The sequence below is a fragment of the Anaerorhabdus furcosa genome, assembly GCF_900167375.1.
In the GTDB taxonomy this organism is placed as follows: domain Bacteria; phylum Bacillota_I; class Bacilli_A; order Erysipelotrichales; family Erysipelotrichaceae; genus Anaerorhabdus; species Anaerorhabdus furcosa.
This window is the reverse complement of record NZ_FUWY01000001.1, coordinates 440,828-461,534: the sequence shown is the minus strand read 5'-3', so window position 1 is coordinate 461,534 and position 20,707 is coordinate 440,828. Positions and strand designations below refer to the sequence as shown.

The 20,707-nt window shown below is 34.2% G+C and carries 20 protein-coding genes, 1 riboswitch and 2 other annotated features; of the genes, 16 read left to right on the top strand and 4 right to left on the bottom strand.

What is annotated here, in order from left to right:
• Positions 1 to 23 precede the first annotated feature (23 nt).
• Positions 24 to 407, top strand: coding sequence for a hypothetical protein (locus B5D14_RS02270; RefSeq protein ID WP_159443693.1), 384 nt, complete (start codon positions 24 to 26; stop codon positions 405 to 407).
• Between the two features lie 57 nt (positions 408 to 464).
• Positions 465 to 1,463, top strand: a complete 999-nt coding sequence (locus B5D14_RS02265; protein ID WP_078710959.1) for a LacI family DNA-binding transcriptional regulator — start codon at positions 465 to 467, stop codon at positions 1,461 to 1,463.
• Between the two features lie 10 nt (positions 1,464 to 1,473).
• Here the strand turns inward: B5D14_RS02265 and B5D14_RS02260 are convergent, their stop codons facing one another.
• The gene (locus B5D14_RS02260) at positions 1,474 to 1,776 is read right to left on the bottom strand and encodes a Dabb family protein (protein ID WP_078710958.1); all 303 of its coding nucleotides are present in this window, start codon (positions 1,774 to 1,776) and stop codon (positions 1,474 to 1,476) included.
• A gap of 246 nt (positions 1,777 to 2,022) precedes the next feature.
• On the opposite strand from B5D14_RS02260, the gene B5D14_RS02255 reads away from it, so the two are divergent.
• The 9 genes from B5D14_RS02255 (at position 2,023) to B5D14_RS02215 (ending at position 12,278) form a co-directional block, all read left to right on the top strand.
• Positions 2,023 to 3,357, top strand: a complete 1,335-nt coding sequence (locus B5D14_RS02255; protein ID WP_078710957.1) for a cation:dicarboxylate symporter family transporter — start codon at positions 2,023 to 2,025, stop codon at positions 3,355 to 3,357.
• Between the two features lie 29 nt (positions 3,358 to 3,386).
• Positions 3,387 to 3,923, top strand: coding sequence for an NUDIX hydrolase (locus B5D14_RS02250; protein WP_078710956.1), 537 nt, complete (start codon positions 3,387 to 3,389; stop codon positions 3,921 to 3,923).
• A gap of 85 nt (positions 3,924 to 4,008) precedes the next feature.
• A riboswitch (Lysine riboswitch) is annotated at positions 4,009 to 4,172 on the top strand.
• Positions 4,173 to 4,240: 68 nt separating this feature from the next.
• Positions 4,241 to 5,077 (top strand): transporter substrate-binding domain-containing protein, encoded by an 837-nt coding sequence (locus B5D14_RS02245; protein WP_078710955.1) that lies wholly within the window; start codon positions 4,241 to 4,243, stop codon positions 5,075 to 5,077.
• 2 nt (positions 5,078 to 5,079) lie between these two features.
• Positions 5,080 to 5,850 carry an amino acid ABC transporter permease gene (locus B5D14_RS02240; RefSeq protein ID WP_078710954.1) on the top strand — a complete coding sequence of 257 codons (771 nt, stop codon included), beginning with the start codon at positions 5,080 to 5,082 and terminating at the stop codon, positions 5,848 to 5,850.
• Positions 5,851 to 6,582, top strand: a complete 732-nt coding sequence (locus B5D14_RS02235) for an amino acid ABC transporter ATP-binding protein (RefSeq protein WP_078710953.1) — start codon at positions 5,851 to 5,853, stop codon at positions 6,580 to 6,582. It begins immediately after the preceding gene.
• 377 nt (positions 6,583 to 6,959) lie between these two features.
• Complete coding sequence (locus tag B5D14_RS02230; protein ID WP_143254369.1) at positions 6,960 to 9,632, top strand: calcium-translocating P-type ATPase, PMCA-type; 2,673 nt, start codon at positions 6,960 to 6,962, stop codon at positions 9,630 to 9,632.
• Between the two features lie 86 nt (positions 9,633 to 9,718).
• Positions 9,719 to 9,932: a binding site (T-box leader), on the top strand.
• Between the two features lie 142 nt (positions 9,933 to 10,074).
• Positions 10,075 to 10,884, top strand: coding sequence for a transporter substrate-binding domain-containing protein (locus B5D14_RS02225; RefSeq protein WP_159443692.1), 810 nt, complete (start codon positions 10,075 to 10,077; stop codon positions 10,882 to 10,884).
• A gap of 1 nt (position 10,885) precedes the next feature.
• Positions 10,886 to 11,563 carry an amino acid ABC transporter permease gene (locus tag B5D14_RS02220; protein WP_078710951.1) on the top strand — a complete coding sequence of 226 codons (678 nt, stop codon included), beginning with the start codon at positions 10,886 to 10,888 and terminating at the stop codon, positions 11,561 to 11,563.
• Entirely contained in the window at positions 11,556 to 12,278 is a 723-nt protein-coding gene (locus B5D14_RS02215) for an amino acid ABC transporter ATP-binding protein (protein ID WP_078710950.1), read from the top strand. Before B5D14_RS02220 ends, B5D14_RS02215 begins: the two co-directional genes overlap by 8 nt.
• 167 nt (positions 12,279 to 12,445) lie before the next feature.
• Here B5D14_RS02215 and B5D14_RS02210 read toward each other — a convergent pair whose 3' ends face one another.
• The 3 genes from B5D14_RS02210 to B5D14_RS02200 form a co-directional block, all read right to left on the bottom strand.
• Complete coding sequence (locus tag B5D14_RS02210; RefSeq protein ID WP_078710949.1) at positions 12,446 to 12,787, bottom strand: hypothetical protein; 342 nt, start codon at positions 12,785 to 12,787, stop codon at positions 12,446 to 12,448.
• 298 nt (positions 12,788 to 13,085) lie between these two features.
• On the bottom strand, positions 13,086 to 13,448 hold the full coding sequence (locus tag B5D14_RS02205; RefSeq protein WP_078710948.1) for a PepSY domain-containing protein: 363 nt from the start codon (positions 13,446 to 13,448) through the stop codon (positions 13,086 to 13,088).
• A 99-nt stretch (positions 13,449 to 13,547) separates the two neighbouring features.
• Positions 13,548 to 13,898: a PepSY domain-containing protein gene (locus tag B5D14_RS02200; RefSeq protein WP_078710947.1), complete on the bottom strand. Its 351-nt coding sequence runs from the start codon at positions 13,896 to 13,898 to the stop codon at positions 13,548 to 13,550.
• 109 nt (positions 13,899 to 14,007) lie between these two features.
• On the opposite strand from B5D14_RS02200, the gene B5D14_RS02195 reads away from it, so the two are divergent.
• The 5 genes from B5D14_RS02195 (at position 14,008) to rpoB (ending at position 20,699) form a co-directional block, all read left to right on the top strand.
• Positions 14,008 to 14,592, top strand: a complete 585-nt coding sequence (locus B5D14_RS02195) for a DUF3221 domain-containing protein (protein WP_078710946.1) — start codon at positions 14,008 to 14,010, stop codon at positions 14,590 to 14,592.
• 43 nt (positions 14,593 to 14,635) lie between these two features.
• Positions 14,636 to 14,763: a sequence feature (ribosomal protein L10 leader region), on the top strand.
• 37 nt (positions 14,764 to 14,800) lie between these two features.
• Entirely contained in the window at positions 14,801 to 15,415 is a 615-nt protein-coding gene (gene rplJ, locus B5D14_RS02190) for a 50S ribosomal protein L10 (protein ID WP_078710945.1), read from the top strand.
• 23 nt (positions 15,416 to 15,438) lie between these two features.
• Complete coding sequence (gene rplL / locus B5D14_RS02185; RefSeq protein WP_078710944.1) at positions 15,439 to 15,807, top strand: 50S ribosomal protein L7/L12; 369 nt, start codon at positions 15,439 to 15,441, stop codon at positions 15,805 to 15,807.
• A 60-nt stretch (positions 15,808 to 15,867) separates the two neighbouring features.
• Positions 15,868 to 16,464, top strand: coding sequence for a class I SAM-dependent methyltransferase (locus tag B5D14_RS02180; protein WP_078710943.1), 597 nt, complete (start codon positions 15,868 to 15,870; stop codon positions 16,462 to 16,464).
• Positions 16,465 to 16,574: 110 nt separating this feature from the next.
• Positions 16,575 to 20,699, top strand: a complete 4,125-nt coding sequence (rpoB, locus tag B5D14_RS02175) for a DNA-directed RNA polymerase subunit beta (RefSeq protein ID WP_078710942.1) — start codon at positions 16,575 to 16,577, stop codon at positions 20,697 to 20,699.
• Positions 20,700 to 20,707: the final 8 nt, after the last annotated feature.

The window sequence follows — 20,707 nt, the reverse complement described above, 5'->3', positions numbered from 1 at the left end:
TACTTAAATCAGGAGATAAATACTTGAAAATGGAAGTTGATGGAAACTATATAATCAAAGAAGATGAATGTTCGTTACGTTATAATGAGATGTCTAAACAAAAAGTTGTAGAAGTAAAGCATCAATTTACGAATTATCTTTTATCTATTACAGAGTTTATGGAAAATGGAATTAAGATGGAAGATGTCGAAATAAAGCAAGGAGATAATCTTTGTACTGATTCCTCGCTTTTCTATGCAAAGAAATTCATAGTTAATGAAAAAGAAAGTTATGTTGTGATTATCTTTCATCAAGAAGTATTTAAGGGATCGAAAATATTCAGTTATGAAGATTGTAGCTTTCATGCAAAGAGTTTAGTAATTGAAATTAAAGATGGAATCAATCGACCGCATGTATTAAAATATTAGTAAAATATATGGTATACTACATAGTATCAAAAGAGTACAAGGGAAAGGGATATATGAATGAGTGATAAGTTAACAATTAAAGATATCGCTAAATTATCAGGAACATCAAAAACAACAGTTTCATTCTACTTAAATGGGAAAACAGAAAAGATGTCTTTAAGTACGCAAGAAAGAATTCGTGAAGTTATTGAGAAAACAAATTATGAACCGAATGTTATTGCTCGTTCATTGAATGCCAAAAGTATTCAATTAATTGGTGTTATCATAGGTGATATTACAAACTCTTTCGCCAATCAAATTGTTAAAGGTATTGATAATGTAGCAAAAGAAAAAAATTACCAATTGATTATTGGTAATAGTAATTATGATTTTCAAATGGAAAGAAAATACATTGAAAGAATGATGGCTATGGGTGTGGATGGATTTATAGTACAACCCACAATTCAATTTGAATTAGTTGAAAAAGAGTTATTGAATCGTAATAAACCAATTGTTTATATTGATTCGCAATCTAGAAATTCGAAAGGATTATGGGTTAAGACAAATAATTATGAAGCTGTTTTAGAAGCAACTGAATCCATTATTCAAAAAGGATATGAAAATTTTATTATGATTACTGCAGATCCATCAGTTTTGACAACTAGAATGGAAAGAGCACGTGGTTATGAAGATGCGTTAAAGATAAAGAATCATCAAGTGAAAACAATGATAGTCAATTCAGATACAACAAGTGATGAAATTAAATCGTTTGTACATAACAGTCTTACTGATAAAAAGACATGTATTTTTGTGCCAAATTGTTGGGTACTTCCAAAGGTATTTGTAGCAATCAAAGATTATCGTGACTTAATGCCAGATAAACTTGGTCTTATGGGTTTTGATAATTTGGAATGGACAGAATTTTCTTATCCTACTATTTCAACTATCGTACAACCTGCCTATGATGAGGGTAAAACTGCTGCACGAATCTTGATAGATCGAATCGAGGGTATCAATGAAGAAGCACCAAATCAAATCTTAAAATGCAAAACAAATTTCTGTGAATCAATAAAATAGACCCTAGGGTCTATTTTTTGTAGTCAATGCATGTTCGAGTTTCAACAAAGGGAGTAATGTAAGTGCTAGCTACTTCTTTGTGTAGTGGATGATTTGCGTAAGTGTTTAATTGTTCGATGGTTTCAAACTCGCTATCCAAACAAAGATCAACATTAGAAGAATCTAAGGGATTGATAATTAATTCGAGTTTAGAAATATTTGGTATCTTATCAATTAATTGTTCTAAATTTTTCTTTGCATTTTGTTTGACTTCTTCTTTTTCTTCTATTGAATAAGTTTCTGAAAGTTTCCATAATACTAAATGTTTAATCATAAATATCCTCCTATACTTATTATACTCAAGTGCATATGTTTTGACAGTTCAATGTTGAGGTTTTATACTTTGACTATATTAGGAGAAATGAGTATGAGAAAACAACACTTTGTACAAGTTAGTTGCTGTTGCTCTTGTTATAGAATATAGACAAGAGTATTTTCGTACTGTTTTTATTAATACATAAAATAGTGGGTGCTCTTGCGGAATAAATGCAAGGGCACTTTTTAATTTGGAGGATAAATTATGTTAGAGACATTTTTAAATGGGTATTTACAAATAAGTAATTGGACAACTGTATTTTTTATACTTTTCTTTGTTATTGCAGTTGTACTAATTCGAAAACTAGATAAGTTGGAGTACAACTATACGAAGATTCTAGTTTTAGCTATGTTGATTGGAGTAATTTTAGGGTTGGTTGGCAATTGGCTTGCCAATGAATTTCCAACTATAAAAACAGAGGTATCAAGTTGGTATGGTTTAGTGGGATATGGATTCATGGATTTGTTGAAGATGGTAGCAATACCGCTAGTGTTCATCTCAATGATTCGCGTCATCATCACAACCAAACAAAACTTTAAAAAACTAGCGATTCGAACTGTTGTGGTTTTGGCGACAACAACGGTAATTGCTTCATTGGTGGGGATTGTGTTATCGGGATTACTACCACTTACTCAAAGTTTAACAACAGCAGGTGATACACAAAGTACAATCCGAGAAGTAAGTACATTTGTTGCTACATTACGTGGTATGGTACCAAACAATGCAGTTGATATTTTTGCAAAAGGGAATATCTTAGCAGTAATTGTTCTGGCGTTTCTTCTAGGAATATCATTGAAAGCATTGGAAACAAAAGATGAAGTTCAACCGTTGATTAAACTTGTAGAAGCTAGTTATCAATTGGTTAGAAGACTTGCGGTATTTATTATGGATTTAATGCCTTATGCAATTATTCCGCTTTTAGCAAATGTAGTCATTACGCAAGGTAATTCAACAATATTAGGAGCAATTAATTTTGTAATTGTTTTATATGCAGCAATCTTAGTTATGTTTATTATTCACCTGATTCTAGTGAAACTATTTAAGCAACCTGTGGGGGAATATTTAAAGGCAGTAAAGAAACCGCTTCTCTTAGCATTTACATCAAGATCAAGTTTAGGGACACTTCCGGTAACCATTGATGCAATGACGACAAAGTTACACATTCCTTCAGGAATAGCTGATATTGTAGGTAGCTTTGGTGCGAATATGGGGATGAATGGTTGTGCTGGAATTTATCCAACTCTAGTAGTTATTGCTCTTGCAACAATGCTTCAAATTCCAATGGATATCTCTTTCTACATTATGTTAGTCTTTGTGGTTGTGCTTGGATCATTTGGAATTGCAGGAATACCGGGTGCTGCTACAATGTCAGTTGCAATTGTATTAACAGGTATGGGACTTGTGGAATACTATCCACTCCTAGGTGTTATTTTGGCTATTGACCCAATTTTAGATATGGGAAGAACGATGTTAAATGTTAATGGAACACTTGTAACAGGAGTTATTGTTAATAAATTAGAAAAAAACAAAGAAGAATAGGCTATAATTTATCTAGGTAGGTAGTGTCTATGGATAATAAGTATGTGAAGATACATGGAACAAAAACAATATATGAAAGTAATTTTATCAAATTAAATTTAGTGGATTTAGATTATTATGGGCATCATATCGAAGATTACAACGTTGTGGAGTTTAAAGGTATTTCTGTTGTCGTGATTGTTGAAAAGGGTGATTCTATTCTATTGACTGAAAATTATCGCTTTGTTGTGGATAAGTTTTCTACAGAGTTAATTTGTGGTGGTGTTGAAGAAGGTGAAGATATTCTGGATGCAGCACGAAGAGAAGTCTTTGAAGAAACTGGAATAAAAATAAAAAACGAAAAGATAATCACTGAATTCTATCCCTGTAATGGACTTACAACGCAAAGGGTCGTGGTTGTTTATGCGCAATTTTGTGAAGGAGAACTCAAGGTCCAAAAGGAAGAATTAATTAATGCTTATTTTGAAGAGCGAAGCAAAGTCAAAGAAAAGTTGAGAAACAATGGTTTTCATGACGGTGAAACAGCGTTAGCATTGTATAAATATTTTGAGATAATAGGAGATTAATTATTGATAGGTGGATAAAGGAGTCCGAAAGTTTAAATTAAAAAATTTGACAAACAAGAAATATGTTGTATTATAAAGACACAACAAAACGTATAGAGGTAGCGATGCAAATGAGTAACTAGAGGAGTCGGCAGACAAAGAATCTAGTGAAAGGTAATCATCGCCGAATAGGTTTTCTGGCAAGAAAATACTATGGGGTTATTGGGAAGACTGATAACACTCCTTCAATCGAAGGGCGCTATTACACAATTTACCTTTTAAAGTAAATCGTATGTGATAGAGCATGCGATTTTTGTTTACTTTAGGAGGAAAAGGAAATGAAAAAAGTATTAGTGTTATTAACAGCGGGATTATTGCTTGTAGGATGTTCAAGTGCACCAGCTACACCAAATTCTACAGGGCAACCAACAGAGGGAACAAAGGAAAAATTTACAGTAGCTATGGAATGTAATTATGCACCATTTAACTGGACACAAACTACTGCAAATGATACTGCAGTTCAAATTTCAGCTACAGATTATTGTGATGGATATGATGTTGCGATAGCTCGTAAAATTGCAGATTCATTAGGACAAGAATTAGAAATTAAGTCAATTGCTTGGGAAGGTTTGATTACGGGATTAAACAATGATGAAGTAGATGCAATTATTGCAGGTATGACAGCAACTCCTGAACGTGCAGAAGCAATAGATTTCACAAAGCCATATTATGAATCACAAATGGTTATGATTGTACGTGGAGATGATGAATTAGCGAATGCGACTTCAATTCAAGATTTCACAGGTAAAAAAGTATTGGGTCAAATCAATACGTTATATGATGATGTAATTGATCAAATCGAAGGTGTTAATCACATGACACCACAAGCAACATACCCTCGTATGGTATTATCACTTCAACAAGGTGAAGTAGATGGACTAACAGCTGAATTACCAGTTGCACAAGGTGTTGTTGCAGCTAATCCTGATTTAAAGATAGTTACATTTGAAGAGGGTAAGGGATTTGATGCAGACACAACAGTATCGATCGCTATCAAAAAAGGAAATACAGAATTACTAAATAAAGTCCAAGCTGCCTTAGATTCAATTACTGAAGAAGAAAGAGTTGAGATCATGAAAGCTGCTACAGATCGTCAACCAGCAACGGCAGAATAATAATGGATTTCAGTTTTGAAATCGTTTGGAAGATACTTCAATCTTCTTGGCCATCTTTGTTACTAGGTGTACAAAATACATTACTGGTAGCACTAAGTGGTACAATCATAGGGCTTGTAATTGGATTAGTTGTAGGCGGTTTAAAAGCAATCAAAGTAGATGAAAGTTCTTCTGCTTTAGTTAAAACAATAAAAAAGATTTACGATGTTATTTCAACGGTATATATTGAAGTATTCCGTGGAACACCAATGATGGTACAAGCAGTGTTTATTTATTATTCATTGTTAAAGGTAATTAAGTGGTCACCACTTGTTGCAGGTATCTTTGTTATATCAATTAATACAGGTGCGTATATGTCTGAAATTATTCGTTCAGGTATTCAATCTGTTGATAAAGGACAAACGGAAGCTGCTCGTTCTTTAGGTATGTCAAATATCCAAACGATGATGATGGTTGTGATTCCACAAGCCATTAAAAATGCATTTCCAGCAATTGGGAATGAATTTATTGTAAACATCAAAGACAGTTCGGTTTTATCGGTTATAGCGATTACTGAATTGATGTATCAAGGGAATAAAATAGCGGGTAGTGTATTTAGATTTCCAGAAACATTCTTCATTATTGCGTGTATCTATTTGGTATTAACAACAATCACATCATTTATTCTTCATCTAATTGAAGAAAAGATGAATCATACTCGTACAAGTTTTCCACACTCTGATAGTACGTCTTCTAGTATAAGTTTACCTCGTAATGGAAAGAGGGTGAAATAAATGTCGTTAATAGAAATTAAAAATATACACAAAAGCTTCGGGAATTTAGAAGTATTAAAGGGCATTGATTTCACCGTAGAGAAAAATACAGTAGTTTGTTTAATTGGAGCTTCAGGTAGTGGGAAATCAACTTTACTTCGTTGTATCAACATGCTTGAAACAGCTGATGAGGGTGAAATTATTGTAAATGGTGAAAATGTATTAAATACAAAAGATGTAAATAAATATCGTAGTCACTTGGGAATGGTTTTCCAACAGTTTAATCTTTTTAATAACATGACTGTTTTGAAGAATTGTACAATTGCTCAAATGAAAGTATTGGGTAGATCAAAAGAAGAGGCAGAAGAGAAAGCGATGATTTATCTACGTAAAGTAGGTATGGAAAGCTTTGCGAATGCTTCTAGTACAACATTATCAGGTGGACAAAAACAACGTGTAGCGATTGCTAGAGCGTTGTGTATGGATCCTGAGGTTCTATTGTTTGATGAGCCTACTTCAGCACTAGATCCTGAAATGGTTGGTGAGGTTTTATCTGTAATGAAAGATTTGGCTCGTGAAGGGTTAACGATGATTGTGGTAACACATGAAATGGAATTTGCAAGAGATGTTGCAAATCATGTCGTTTTCATGGATCAAGGTATTATTGCAGAAGAAGGTACACCAGAAGATATCTTTACTAATCCAAAAGAAGAAAGAACAAAAGTATTCTTAAATCGTATTTTAAAGAAATAAAATAGTTAAAGAGCTCGAAAGAGCTTTTTTAATTGCTTGAAGTTCACCTCATGCACGAATTATAGTCGTGTATGAGGTGAAGATATGATAAAAACTAATAAAATGCTCGTGCTTCATTTAAGAAAACAAGCAAAGAGAATTAAAAGCGAAGCAAGTTAGTGTTGACTAACTTTTGTGATAAGTGATATCATGTGAAAACAACTTAATAAACCCAACTGGGGGAGTAGTTTGCGCAATAAAGTGTGGCAAGTCAACAAACTGACCAAATGGTCTGGCTTGTCTTAATTAACGAGACTCATGTAGGGTGAAATACAAATATTTTTGTATTTCACTACTATGTGGGTCTTTTATGTTGATTGAGAAATGAGGTAAATTTTGTGAAAGATTACATGGAAACAAAGATTGATTTAATTAACCAATTAAGTTCAAATGCAACAGAGGGTCTAAGTGATGATCAAGTACAAAAGAGTTTAGCATTGCATGGTCCAAATACCTTAACGAAACAAAAATCAGAATCGTTGTGGAAAAGATTATGGGATGCTGCAACAGAACCAATGATCATCATGTTGATTGCGGCTGGGTTGATTGCACTTGGTGTCAACATTTTCAGAAGTTTATCAGGAGGAGAAGCTGATTTTCTTGAGTGTGTAGGTATTTTTATTGCGATATCCTTGTCCGTTGTCATTAGTGTTGTTATGGAGGGTAAGAGTGCAAAAGCATTTGAAGCTCTTTCTAGAATTAGTGACAACACAGTAATTAAAGCGATCCGTAATAACTCAACTGTCTTGTTGAATCAAGCTGAACTTGTTGTAGGTGATATCTTATTACTAAGTACTGGGGATAAGATTCCTGCGGATGGAAGATTACTGGAAAGTGTTGGATTAGCATCTGATGAATCAGCACTAACGGGTGAAAGTTTACCCGCAAAGAAAGATGCGAATTTTGAAATAAGTGATCCTAAACTTCCGTTAGCTGATCGTGCCAATATGTTATACAGTGGTACTTACATCACAAGTGGACATTGCAAGTTAATTGTTACTGCAGTAGGTGATGAAACAGAATTTGGTAAGATTGCAAGTGAACTTGGAGGAGAGGGAAAAACTAGTACACCGCTTCAAGAGAAACTCGCACGTCTTGGAAAAACAATTACAATCCTTGGGGTGATTGCTGCTTCGATTGTATTCATATCGCAAGTTGTTTCATTTGCGATGCATGGTGGGTTAAATATTGAAGAAGTAATGGAAGCATTTGTAACCAGTATTGTTCTTATTGTGGCAGCAGTACCAGAAGGGTTGCCTACAATTGTTGCGGTATCATTATCAATTAATATTATCAAGTTATCTAAACAAAATGCTTTAGTGAAGAAGATGATTGCATCTGAAACCATTGGATGTATCAATGTAATTTGTTCGGATAAAACAGGGACATTAACAGAAAATAAAATGACAGTTCGTGCATTTTATGATCATGCATGGCATACAGATCCAACTGAACTTACAAGTAAGTACTTTGCACACAATGTTTGTTTGAATACAACAGCAGATATTGGTGAAAACGGAGTATTTATTGGAAATCCAACTGAGTGTGCACTACTTCAATTTTATGAGAACTCAAAAGAAAGAATAGAATCGGGAATGAATTATAAAGAAGAAAGAATTGATCATGAAATTCTTCATTCATTTCCATTCTCTTCAGAATTAAAGCATATGACAACAATCTCAAAGGTTCATGGTGAAATCGTTACCTATGTTAAAGGTAGTCCTGAATGTGTCATGAAGATGTGTAGTTTAGATGAGATAAAGAAAAAAGAAATTGAGCAATATATTGAAAAAGCACAAGAGCAAGCCATGCGTATTATTGCATTTGCTCATAAATCGATTTCATCAATGAGAGATTTCGAAGATGAAGCATCTCATTTAGAATTAGAAAGTAACATGGTATTTGATGGTTTTGTGGCGATTGCAGATCCATTAAGAAAAGAAGTATTTGAAGCGGTCGACTCATGCCGAAAAGCGGGTATTGATTTAAAAATCTTGACGGGAGATAACATTGTAACAGCGACAGCGATTGCTAATGAATTGCATATTTTAAATGATGAGTCAATTGCGATAGAAGCGAGTCAAGTGATTGAAATGAGTGATGAAGAATTACTTGAAAAACTTCCTCAAATTGCGGTTATTGCACGTAGTACACCAACGGTAAAAATGAGAATTGTTAAGTTATTAAAAGGGTCTGGTAATGTTGTTGCGGTTACTGGAGATGGAATTAACGATGCCCCTGCGTTAAAGAATGCAGATGTGGGCGTGGCAATGGGAATATCAGGTACTGAAGTTTCTAAAGAAGCAAGTGATATTGTTTTACTTGATGATTCCTTTGCGACGATTGTAAAAGCGGTTGAGTGGGGACGCAATATTTATGAGAACTTTAAACGTTTTATTAGTTTCCAATTAACAGTGAATCTTGCCTCTGTAATCGTTGTGTTTACTTCGATTTTATTAGGTCTTCCAGCTCCATTTACGGCACTAGAACTGTTGTGGATTAACATTATCATGGATGGTCCACCAGCGCTTACCTTAGGGTTGGAGCCAAACTACGAAGACTTAATGAGTCGTAAGCCAACAAAAAGAGATGAAAGTATTATCTCTAAAAATATGTTAGTAAGAATTGTGATAACTGGGGTATACATGTCAATTGTGTTCTTAAGTCAATATGTGTTTAATTTCTTAAATGTATCGCAAGAAAAGATGCCAACCGTATTGTTTACCATGTTTGTTTTATTCCAATTGTTCAATGCGTTTAATTGCAGAGAGTTACATGATGGAAGTATATTTAAAAACTTGTTTAAGAATAAAATTATGTTGATTACAGTAGGGTGTACATTCTTATTGCAAATCTTGATTATTCAATATGCAGGGGCTTTCTTTAGTACAGTTCCATTGGAATTATCAATGTGGATCAAGTTAATTGGTATAGGTTCTACTGTCGTTATTCTTTCGGAAATTATTAAACTTATTTATCGAATTGTAGCAAAGAGAAAAGAAGTACAATAGGAAGTGATGTGAATGTAAATCTTTACATTAATTTGTAAAATTTTACATTTTAGTATTGACATTCGAATTAAATGTAGGTAAACTTAAACACATCGAAGAGAAAGAGTAGTACTTTACTGGAAACTTTATTAGAGAGCCCTGGATAGGTGAAAGAGGGAATGAGGAAGGTAGACGAAACGAGCTTTTGAGATTCATCGTATGTTAGTAAGATGGATGTGAGCCTGCATTAAAGGAAAGTGATTTAGTTTTTAAGTGAAACTAAATAAGCAGAGTGGTACCGCGGAATTTTTCGTCTCTATTAGAAATAATAGAGGCGTTTTTTATTGATTAAGCAATGGGGAAAAGGAAATGGATAAGAAAATGATGGGGTGGGTAAAGCGACGACGATGTGGCTTACCTACAAAATAAATTTAAAATAACAAAGAAAATGAGGAGAAAGAAAATGAAAAAATTAGGACTTATGTTACTAGCAATGCTAGTTCTAGCTGGATGTGCAAGTAAACCGGCACAAACAACACCAACGACAACACCGACTGAAACACCTGCTGAAACAGAAACTGCTGCTTGGAGTGATACACTAGTACAGGATGGTATTATCTCAATCGGCGTATCACCAGATTATCCACCATATGAGGCGTTAGATACATCAAATCAAATGGTAGGATTCGATATTGATTTCATGAACTTATTGCTTCAATATATTAACGAAGATGGATCAGATTATAAGATTGAGTGGGTACAAATGGATTTTTCTACAATCATCTCTGCAATCCAAATGGAACAAGTTGATTTAGGGGTATCAGGATTTACATATGACAAAGATCGTGATGTATTATTCTCTACACCATATACTGAAAGTGCAGCTGTTGTCGTAGTTAATCCAGATAGCGATATCAAAACACTTGATGATTTAAAAGGGAAAGTACTTGCAGCTCAACTAGGTTCAACAGGAGAAGTTGCGGCTAAAAATGTTGAAAATGCAGAAGTAAATAGTATCAACAATGTAAATATCATGATGGAATCATTAAAAAACAATGCTTATGATGCGGTGATTATTGATAAACCGGTTGCAGAAAACTTTGTGAAAAATGCTGGATTTGTTATGTTAGAAGAACCAATTCAAGATGATGATACTTACATTATCGCAAAAACAGGGAACACAGCTTTAATGGATAAAATCAACAGTGTAATTGAAGAAGTTAAACAAACAAATGCATACAAAGAATTATTAACAAAGTGGGAATTAGATTAAAATGACTTTAAGTGACATGCTAACTGTAGAGAATCTAACTTACTTGTTGAATGGTGCCATGATGTCCTTGTTTATCGCAATATGTACATTTACATTTGGTACGATACTTGGTGTAATTGGTGCTGCAATGAAAATATCAAAGAGTAAGTTACTTCAATGGATTGCGAAAATCTATGTTGATTTCATTCGTGGAACACCGATGCTTCTTCAAATCTTATTCTTATATTTGGGATTTCCTTTGATTTACAAAATGGTTACTGGAAGTTTTATCCGGGTAAATCCATATGTAATCGGGATTATCGCAATTAGTATTAATAGTGGAGCTTACGTAACAGAACTTATTCGTGGAGGAATACAATCTATTGATAAAGGGCAATGGGAAGCGTGTCAAACATTGGGATTACCTTATGGTTTGACCATGCGAAAGATAATCCTTCCACAAGCGTTTAAAAATGTATTACCACCACTTGTTTCAGAATTTATTATGTTGATTAAAGACTCATGTTTAATCTCTTGTATTGGTGCGGTAGAGCTATTACAAGGAGCTCAAATTCTAGGTGCACGTTATTATAATTATGTTGTGTTTCTAGTAGCGGCTTCAATCATCTACCTTATTATGACAAGTGTTGTATCATTCTTTGCGAATAAATTAGAAAAGAGGTTGGCAGCAAATGATTAAAGCAACTAATTTGGTAAAAACCTTTGGGAAAGTTAAAGCTTTGGATGATGTATCCGTTGAGATTAAAAAAGGTGAAATTGTTTGCCTTATTGGTCCAAGTGGTAGTGGTAAAAGTACATTACTTCGTGCAATTAAAGGTCTTGAAGAGGTGGAACAAGGTGAAATCTATATTGATGGAGAAAAGTTTGATAAAAAGAATATAAAACAACAAAATAAAATGGGATTTGTATTTCAACATTTTAATTTATTCCCACATCTTACAGTTCTTGAGAACTTAACTTTATCACCAATTGAGGTATTGAAAATGAGTAAAGCAGATGCCGAGGTATTGGCGAAAGATTTACTTATAAAAGTGGGTTTAGAGGATAAGATTCAAGCGTATCCAAATCAATTGTCAGGAGGGCAAAAACAACGTGTTGCGATTGCGAGGTCACTTGCGATGAATCCAGAATTCATGTTGTTTGATGAACCGACATCAGCACTAGATCCTGAAATGGTTTGTGAAGTATTAAAAGTTATGCAAGATTTAGCGGAGCAAGGAATGAGTATGATTGTTGTTACTCATGAAATGGGTTTTGCTAAGAAACTTTCATCAAGAATTTTATTTTTGGAAGAAGGTAAAATTGTAGAGGAAAGTAGCCCAACTACATTCTTTGAAAATCCTAAAACTGATCGTGCAAAAGAATTCTTAGAAAAAATTACATACTTACAATAAAATAATTACTTGTATCTTGAATACTATCTATCATTTTAAGAAAATTAAAATGAACTCAAGCGATTATTATGATAAGTAATTTAGTTGCTGTTCGCAATAAAAAGCTAAACCAAAATAGGTCTAGCTTTTTTCTTTTACCTTATAAAATTTAAAGTGCTTTGAGCAAATTAGAGGTATTCATAAAATTCTTCATATTTATCAATAACATCAATAATATCTTGATTTATCAATAATGATAAAATTAATAGATAAATCAGCAAGATACTAATAACGATAACTATAAACTCCAAAAATAGATTATTGAAAGACAAGATGCCATTATTTAGTAATATGATTTGTAAAGCGTAACTACTAATGATTATGGCCAAAATAACGGGATAGTGAATTTTTAGAATAAATCTAAGCTTTTTAACTTTATTTTTATCATCAAATGAGCTAAGGCTTCTTTCAAAATTGTTAAGTTGAACATTATTGAATGTAAGAATCTTGATTAAATATTTAAACTTCATATTAGCTCTCCTCTATTATTTAGTTAATATGGGTATGAACTTGTTAAAATTCAACATAAAAATGGTTGAGTATAGTCGTTAGGAATTTCCTTCCGTGAATGTTTAGACTGTGATAGATTCTAGATTAGGATAAATTTTGCTTCTATGTATAACTAAATTATATCACTTTTCTTTACACTAACAAAGGAGTTCTCAACCAACTCTATTAATTATGCAATCGATTTTTAATAAAGCGAAAAATCCTGTTCAAACAAAAAATGTACATCTAAAACTGAGTTTTATGCACATTTTTTCTTAGTTAATCATCGTAATGCCATTTGATAATTTCGCCTGTATTTGCGTCTATTTTTATATCATATTCACGTTTTTCAAGTGTAGCATCAATATCATAAACCATACGACCATGGTCATCATCAAGTTCAATCTTCGTAATGCTTGCGTTTGGCTCTTTATCCATCACGATTTTCTTAGCATCATCAACACCTAATTCAACATCACCGAACTTTTTGTCTTCTGTTGTATAAGTTGGACTTGTAGTTGCGTCCACTTTTGGTGTTGCAGTAGGTGCGCTTGTTGCACTTGCGGTTGGGGTAGGTGCGGGTGTACTTTGCATACAACCTGCTAATAATACTGATGATAAAATGAGTAGAATCTTCTTCATTTATGTCACCGCCTTCCTAATTAAATTATAGGTTGATGAAGATTGTGTTACAAGGAATGTACACTTTACAAAGAGAAAAGGTAGACGCTTCTACCTTTATCAGTTACTTATTTTCCATTCCACAATTTCCCCTGTATTTGCGTCTAATTTGACATCATAAGCAGAATTATTTGAAATAATGTCTAGGTCATAAATGATGTAGCCATTATCTTCGTCGATATTAATTGATGTTACAATAGCGTTTGGATCTGTACCCTGGACTTTTTGAATTGCTTCTTCGCTCGTTAATTCAACATTATAGTTGTATTCTTCTTGTATAGCGGTTCTTGAAGATTTGGTGGATGATGTTACTGAATCAATACCACCTGATGCCTGATTTTCTTCTAATGAAGCAATTGAACATGAAGCTAATAGGAGTATAACTGGGAACAGAAAGAGTTTTTTAATCATAAAAACACCTCTTTCGTTATGCTTATATTTTAATAGAGATAAGTTGTATACTCAAGAAATGTGATTAAAAGTAAAAAGTTCATGCTAAAATGAAAAAGAGGTGATTTTCATGAAAAAGAAGTGGTTAATCATAAGTGTAGTCTTGGTTTTGTTGGTGGGGGTAGTAGTTGTTATGTACTTAAATCGTCCCATGACAATGAATGATTTGAAAGACAAACCTAATATTACGGGTACAGTCATGGAAGTGAGTGATGGAGCGATTCTTGTGATGACTTATGAGAATGAGATGAACACCTTGTACTCAGTTTCTTTGGATACAGAGTTAAAAGATAGTATGAATGACTTTGATGTGAATCAACAAGTAAAAGTATATTATGATGGAACAGTGTTGGAAAGCTACCCTATGCTAATACAACATCCATATGCTATTTTATTGGTTGATACTACTGAAATAGATTTAGCTCCCATGGTGATGATTAAAGGGAAGATTTATTATGATACCAACAAACTAAGCGATATCATGTCACGTTGTGGGGTAATGGATGGCGAAATTAGAACAGAGGTTAAGCCTTCGATGATACCAACTGAAGATGATCAATCTAATTTTGGTACAGGCTATTCATATCAATTTGTTGATGAAAACAACGTAGACATATTAATTAATGAAAAATTCTATCGATTTACTGTAAAGTAAGAATGAAATTATAGTTGACTAAGAGACTGCTATACTATATAATAACAACGTTATCAATATACCATAGACAGCAACGGCCTAGTGCTTAATCAGGTTGCCGAGGTAGAAAATTCTATTAATATGAACTTTCAAACCCATGCTGTCTTTACGCGTGGGTTTTAATTTATGTTATGCGTATATTGAAACGTTGATAGAAAGAGGTGTCGCAATGAGACAAACGGTATTAGATGCTAAGCAAGCAGTTGTAGCTGAAATTCAAGACAAGTTTACAAAATCTGCTTCTTCAGTTGTAGTTGAGTATCGTGGGTTAAGCGTTGCTGAGGTCACTGAACTAAGACGTGAATTACGTAAAGAGAATGTAGAATTCAAAATTTACAAAAACACAATGTCTGCTCGTGCTGCGGAAGCTGCAGGGTTCAATGATTTAGGACAATACTTAACTGGGCCAAATGCCATCGCGTTCAGTGATGATGCAGTTGCGCCAAGCCGTATTTTAGCAAAATTTGCTAAAAAACATGAAGCATTAGTTCTTAAGAGTGGAATCGTTGAAGGTAAAGTAGTAGACGTGAACACAATTAAAGAATTATCAAGCCTACCTAACAGAGAAGGAATGCTTTCTATGTTACTAGGATGCTTACAATCACCTGTTCGTTCATTTGCTTGCGTTGTTAAAGCGGTTGCAGATGCAAAAGAAGAAAACGGTGGTGCAGCTCCAGTTATTGAAGCTGTAAAAGAAGAAGCAGTAGAAGTTAGCGCTCCTGCTGTTGAAGCAACTGAAACACCAGTTGCAGAAGAAGCTGCTCCTGAAGCAGCTGCAGAATAATTACCATATAGGAGGAAATTAAAATGGCAAAATTATCACATGAAGATATCTTAGCTTTCTTAGAAGAAGCTACAATTCTTGAACTTAATGATTTAGTAAAAGCAATCGAAGAAAAATTCGGCGTTACTGCTGCTGCTCCTGTAGCTGTTGCTGCAGTTGCTGAAGTTGCTGACGCAGCTCCAACATCTGTAACAGTTATGTTGGAAAGTGCTGGAGATAGCAAAGTTGGAGTTATTAAAGTTGTTCGTGAAATCACAGGTTTAGGCCTTGTTGATGCTAAGAAATTAGTTGACGGAGCTCCAAGCGCAATCAAAGAAAACATTTCTGCTGATGAAGCTGAAGAAATCAAAAAGAAACTTATGGAAGCTGGAGCTGCAGTAGCAATTAAATAGTTCTCATTCTTTAAGTTTAAATAGTTATTAATAACTGCCCAAATAGAAAGGATGCGAACTATGAGTCATTACTTTACTGATAATCGCAATCTAGAAGTAAACCGGAAAGAAATTCCTTTCCGGTTTTTGGGCGTTTATTACACCTTCATTACTGACAATGGTGTATTCAGTAAATCCGAAGTGGACTTTGGTACTTGGGTTTTACTGAAAACGATTTGTAAGGAGAATCTTGGTACAAGAATGCTGGATCTTGGATGTGGCTATGGTGTAGTAGGGGTTGTTTGTAAAAAGGTATTTGATCATCTTAGTGTACTTAGTGTAGATGTGAATCCTCGAGCAACAGAACTTGCAATGCTCAATGCAGAAAAGAACCAAGTAGATATTGAAGTGAAGGTATCCAACTGTTATGAGACAGTGGAAGGCAAATTCACAAGTATTGTTACAAATCCGCCAATTAGAGCTGGAAAAACCGTAATCTATGAAATGTTTGAAAAAGCAAAAGAATTTCTAGAGGATAAAGGTTGTTTGTGGGTTGTTATTCGTAAACAACAAGGAGCTCCAAGCGCTAAGAAGAAGATTGAAGAAATCTTTGGGAATTGTGAAATTGTAGAAAAAGAAAAAGGATATTATATTCTCAAAGCGGTCAAAAAAGATTGACATATTGACAAAACTTTGGTAATATAATAAATTGCATAAAAGTCTAAATTAAGAATAGGGTTAATGCGCCCTTTTAGACGTTATTAACAGCAAGTGAAAGGATGGCGTACATGGAAAAAAAGCAAACTTACCGTATTTTAGAACTAGGTAAAAAAGCAAAGCGTCGTGATTATTCTAAGGTTAGTGGAGAGTTAGCACTACCAGACTTAGTAGAAATTCAAACAGCTTCTTTTGAATGGTTCAAACGAGAAGGAATAAAGGAAGTATTTGACGATATTTATCCTATTTCAAACTATGGAGGAAATATTCAACTTCGCTTCACAGGATATGAATTTGGAGAACCAAAATATACAATTGGTGAATGCAAATATCGTGAAACAAATTACGCAGCTCCTTTAAAGGGGAAAATGGAATTAGAAATGATTGACCCTGAAACTGGAGAAGTTCTAACAAAAAATGAAGAAGTATTCTTAGGTGAATTCCCTTTAATGACAGATACAGGGACATACATTATTAATGGTGCAGAACGTGTTATCGTATCACAAATCGTTCGTTCTCCAGGAGCATATTTTGATATCGTTTCTGAAGATAAAACAGGTCGCGATACATTTCAATGTGAATTGATACCAAGTCGTGGTACATGGTTAGAATTTATGTCTGATAGCAAGAAAGTTGCGTTGGGTAGAATTATGAACATGTCAGTTGACCGTAAACGTAAAATTCTGTCTACCATCCTATTTAAAGCAATTGGATTATCATTAGATATCCAAAGCGGTGAAGATGCTTTTGATACAACTGAGATTAAAAAATTCTTGAAGTCACTTGGGCTTGAAGTTTTTGATGATTGTGTTGTTGATGGTGAACCAAGAGAATTCTTAAATCTTTATATGTTACTTTATACTTCAATTTTTGGTAACTATGAAGAAATCAAAAATACTCTTGCAGCAGATAAAGTAAAAACGACTCATGAATCTTTAATTAGTATTTATGAAAATCAACGTTCTGATGAAGTTCCAACTTTAGATGGATCTATTACATTAATGAACGCGAAGTTCTTTGATCACCGTCGTTACGATTTAACCAAAGCAGGTCGTTATAAATTAAATAAAAAATTAAACGTACTTGATCGTATGGAAGGTGCAATCTTAAAACAAGATATCGTAAGTGCTGAAGGTAAAGTTCTTTATAAAAAGGGAACATTAATTACTAAACTTGAAAGAAATGCATTAAAAGAAGAAATTGTAAAAGGTATTCATATGAGTGCAATGCCTTTCAATCATAAATTTTCACATCCAGATACAGTGTTGGTACCATCAAACTGGACTAACTCATTAATTGGACGTGTACTTGCAACAGATGTAGAAGGTAAAAAAGTTAACCTTGAAAAGGGAACAATTTTAACTGAAGCAGATGCAAAAGAAATCGCTAAAGAATTTAGTGATGTTACTGTATATTCTGGAATTATTGCACAACCAGTTAAACTTACAAAAGATAACATCAACAGTGTATTGAATTATGGACAACGTTTCTATGTATTAGGACGTTTAACTGAAAACGATGCAGATGTTCAAGATGATATGGGATTAATGGTTGAACGTTATATTGCAGATGAAGATGTACTTCCTCTTACTACAGAAAATAGTGAAGCTGTAAGTGCGCTAGTTCGTGATAAACATGAAATTACTGCTTGGTTAGTTGGTGCTGCAGTACAAACAATCCAAGTTGCTAATGTAACTAGTCCTGATTTTGCAGTTAAGGTTATTGGTAATGATCCATTAAACCAAAAGAAAACAATTACAATTGCGGATATGATTGCCTTCTATAGCTATGAATTAAATATGCTTGATGGAATTGGATCAGTAGATGATATTGACCAATTAGGTAATCGTCGTATCCGTACAGTTGGTGAATTAATTCAAAACCAATTCCGTATTGGATTATCTCGTATGGAAAGAGTTGTTAAGGAAAGAATGTCTATTGCAGAAATTTCTGGATTAACACCTAAACAACTTACAAATATTCGTCCATTAACTGCGGCTATTAAAGAGTTCTTCTCTAGTTCTCAATTGTCTCAATTCATGGATCAACAAAATCCTCTTGCTGAACTTACAAACAAACGTCGTATTTCGGCTCTAGGTCCAGGTGGATTAACTCGTGAGCGTGCTGGATTTGAAGTGCGTGACGTTCATAACTCTCACTATGGTCGTATTTGTCCAATTGAAACACCAGAAGGACCAAACATTGGACTTATTTCAAACTTAACTACATATGCTCGTATTAATGAATACGGATTTATACAAACACCTTATCGTATTGTTAAAAAAGGTGGAATTGTTACAGATGAAGTAGTCTATTTATCAGCAGATGAAGAAAATGATTATATCATTGCACAAGCAAACGAAGTTGTTGATGGTACATTACATGGCGATCAAATCGTTGCTCGTAAAGCTGGAGAAACTGTAATGGTTGATATCGAAGATATTGAATTAGCCGACGTTTCACCAAAACAAATAGTTTCTGTTGCTACAGCTTGTATTCCTTTCTTAGAAAACGATGATGCTTCTCGTGCGCTAATGGGTGCAAACATGCAACGTCAAGCAGTACCTTTATTAAATCCTCATTCACCATATGTTGGTACGGGTATTGAACACCGTATCGCTGCTGACTCAGGTTCAGCTTGTGTTGCCACTGGTGATGGGTTAGTTACATATTGTGATGCACAAAAAGTAGTAGTTAAAGAAAAAGATGGTGAGAAAGTTTACGAACTTCAAAAATTCCGTCGTTCTAATGCTGGTACTTGTATCAATCAAAAACCAATCGTTAGAACTGGTGAAAAAGTTGAACGTGGTGATATCTTGGCTGATGGTCCTTCGATGCAAGATGGAGAATTAGCATTAGGTCAAAACGTTACAATCGCATTCATGACATGGCATGGCTATAACTATGAAGATGCAATCATTATGTCTGAAAGAATGGTTAAAGATGATGTGTATACATCAATCCATATTGAAGAATATGACATTGAATGTCGTGAAACAAAACTTGGACCTGAAGAAATCACTCGTGATATTCCAAACGTGTCTGAGAATGCTTGTCGTCACTTAAATGAACGCGGAATTGTAATGATTGGTGCGGAAGTTAAAGAAGGCGATATCCTTGTAGGTAAAGTTACACCTAAAGGGCAAAGTGAAGTTTCACCAGAAGAAAAATTATTATTAGCGATCTTTGGAGAAAAATCTCGTGAAGTTCGTGATAACTCATTAAAAGTACCTCATGGTGGTGCAGGTATTGTACATTCAGTACGTGTATTCAAACGTAGTGAAGGACATGAACTACCTCCAGGAGTAAATGAAGTAGTAAAAGTATATATCGTTCAAAAACGTAAGATCTCTGAAGGAGATAAGATGGCTGGACGTCATGGTAACAAAGGGGTAATCTCAAAAATTCTTCCTCAAGAAGATATGCCATATATGGCAGATGGTACTCCTGTTGATATTATGTTGAACCCATTCGGAGTTCCTTCACGTATGAATATTGGGCAAGTACTTGAAATTCACTTAGGATTTGCAGCTAAGAAATTAGGTGTTAAATTCGCAACACCAGTATTTGATGGAATCAGCAATGATGAATTAAAATCAATCATGGAAGAAGCTGAATGTACACCAGATGGTAAACAAGTTCTATACGATGGAAGAACAGGTGAATCTTATGATGAACGTATCTCAGTTGGTGTAATGTACATGATTAAACTTGCACACATGGTAGATGATAAGTTACATGCTCGTGCTACGGGTCCATATAGTTTAGTTACTCAACAACCTTTAGGTGGTAAAGCACAAAACGGTGGACAAAGATTTGGAGAAATGGAAGTTTGGGCATTAGAAGCTTATGGTGCTGCACATACACTTCAAGAAATCTTAACTGTTAAATCAGATGATATTAATGGTCGTACAAAAACATATGAAGCAATTATTAATGGTAAAGAAGTTCCAGAACCTGGAATGCCTGAATCATTTAGAGTATTAAAACATGAGTTCCAAGCTCTTGCGATTGACGTGAAGATGTTAGACGAAGATGGTAAAGAAGTTGACATGAAAAAAGTGGAACAAGAAGAAATCAATGAAGTCGTTGGATTTGAAAATATTGTAACTGATACAGAAGGATTGACTATTCAAACTGAAGATGAAATCCCTGAAGCTGCAGAAGTAGGATTCGACATGGACGACATGGATTAAGGAGGGTG

Excerpts from the sequence above, each read along its gene's own strand:
- B5D14_RS02225 (WP_159443692.1), top strand. The coding sequence starts at position 10,075 with ATGAAAAAATTAGGACTTATGTTACTAGCAATGCTAGTTCTAGCTGGA.
- B5D14_RS02180 (WP_078710943.1), top strand. The coding sequence starts at position 15,868 with ATGAGTCATTACTTTACTGATAATCGCAATCTAGAAGTAAACCGGAAA.
- B5D14_RS02205 (WP_078710948.1), bottom strand. The coding sequence starts at position 13,448 with ATGAAGAAGATTCTACTCATTTTATCATCAGTATTATTAGCAGGTTGT.
- rpoB (WP_078710942.1), top strand. The coding sequence starts at position 16,575 with ATGGAAAAAAAGCAAACTTACCGTATTTTAGAACTAGGTAAAAAAGCA.
- B5D14_RS02260 (WP_078710958.1), bottom strand. The coding sequence starts at position 1,776 with ATGATTAAACATTTAGTATTATGGAAACTTTCAGAAACTTATTCAATA.
- B5D14_RS02195 (WP_078710946.1), top strand. The coding sequence starts at position 14,008 with ATGAAAAAGAAGTGGTTAATCATAAGTGTAGTCTTGGTTTTGTTGGTG.
- B5D14_RS02215 (WP_078710950.1), top strand. The coding sequence starts at position 11,556 with ATGATTAAAGCAACTAATTTGGTAAAAACCTTTGGGAAAGTTAAAGCT.
- B5D14_RS02250 (WP_078710956.1), top strand. The coding sequence starts at position 3,387 with ATGGATAATAAGTATGTGAAGATACATGGAACAAAAACAATATATGAA.
- B5D14_RS02235 (WP_078710953.1), top strand. The coding sequence starts at position 5,851 with ATGTCGTTAATAGAAATTAAAAATATACACAAAAGCTTCGGGAATTTA.
- rplL (WP_078710944.1), top strand. The coding sequence starts at position 15,439 with ATGGCAAAATTATCACATGAAGATATCTTAGCTTTCTTAGAAGAAGCT.
- B5D14_RS02240 (WP_078710954.1), top strand. The coding sequence starts at position 5,080 with ATGGATTTCAGTTTTGAAATCGTTTGGAAGATACTTCAATCTTCTTGG.
- B5D14_RS02210 (WP_078710949.1), bottom strand. The coding sequence starts at position 12,787 with ATGAAGTTTAAATATTTAATCAAGATTCTTACATTCAATAATGTTCAA.
- B5D14_RS02200 (WP_078710947.1), bottom strand. The coding sequence starts at position 13,898 with ATGATTAAAAAACTCTTTCTGTTCCCAGTTATACTCCTATTAGCTTCA.
- B5D14_RS02220 (WP_078710951.1), top strand. The coding sequence starts at position 10,886 with ATGACTTTAAGTGACATGCTAACTGTAGAGAATCTAACTTACTTGTTG.
- B5D14_RS02265 (WP_078710959.1), top strand. The coding sequence starts at position 465 with ATGAGTGATAAGTTAACAATTAAAGATATCGCTAAATTATCAGGAACA.
- B5D14_RS02245 (WP_078710955.1), top strand. The coding sequence starts at position 4,241 with ATGAAAAAAGTATTAGTGTTATTAACAGCGGGATTATTGCTTGTAGGA.
- B5D14_RS02255 (WP_078710957.1), top strand. The coding sequence starts at position 2,023 with ATGTTAGAGACATTTTTAAATGGGTATTTACAAATAAGTAATTGGACA.
- rplJ (WP_078710945.1), top strand. The coding sequence starts at position 14,801 with ATGAGACAAACGGTATTAGATGCTAAGCAAGCAGTTGTAGCTGAAATT.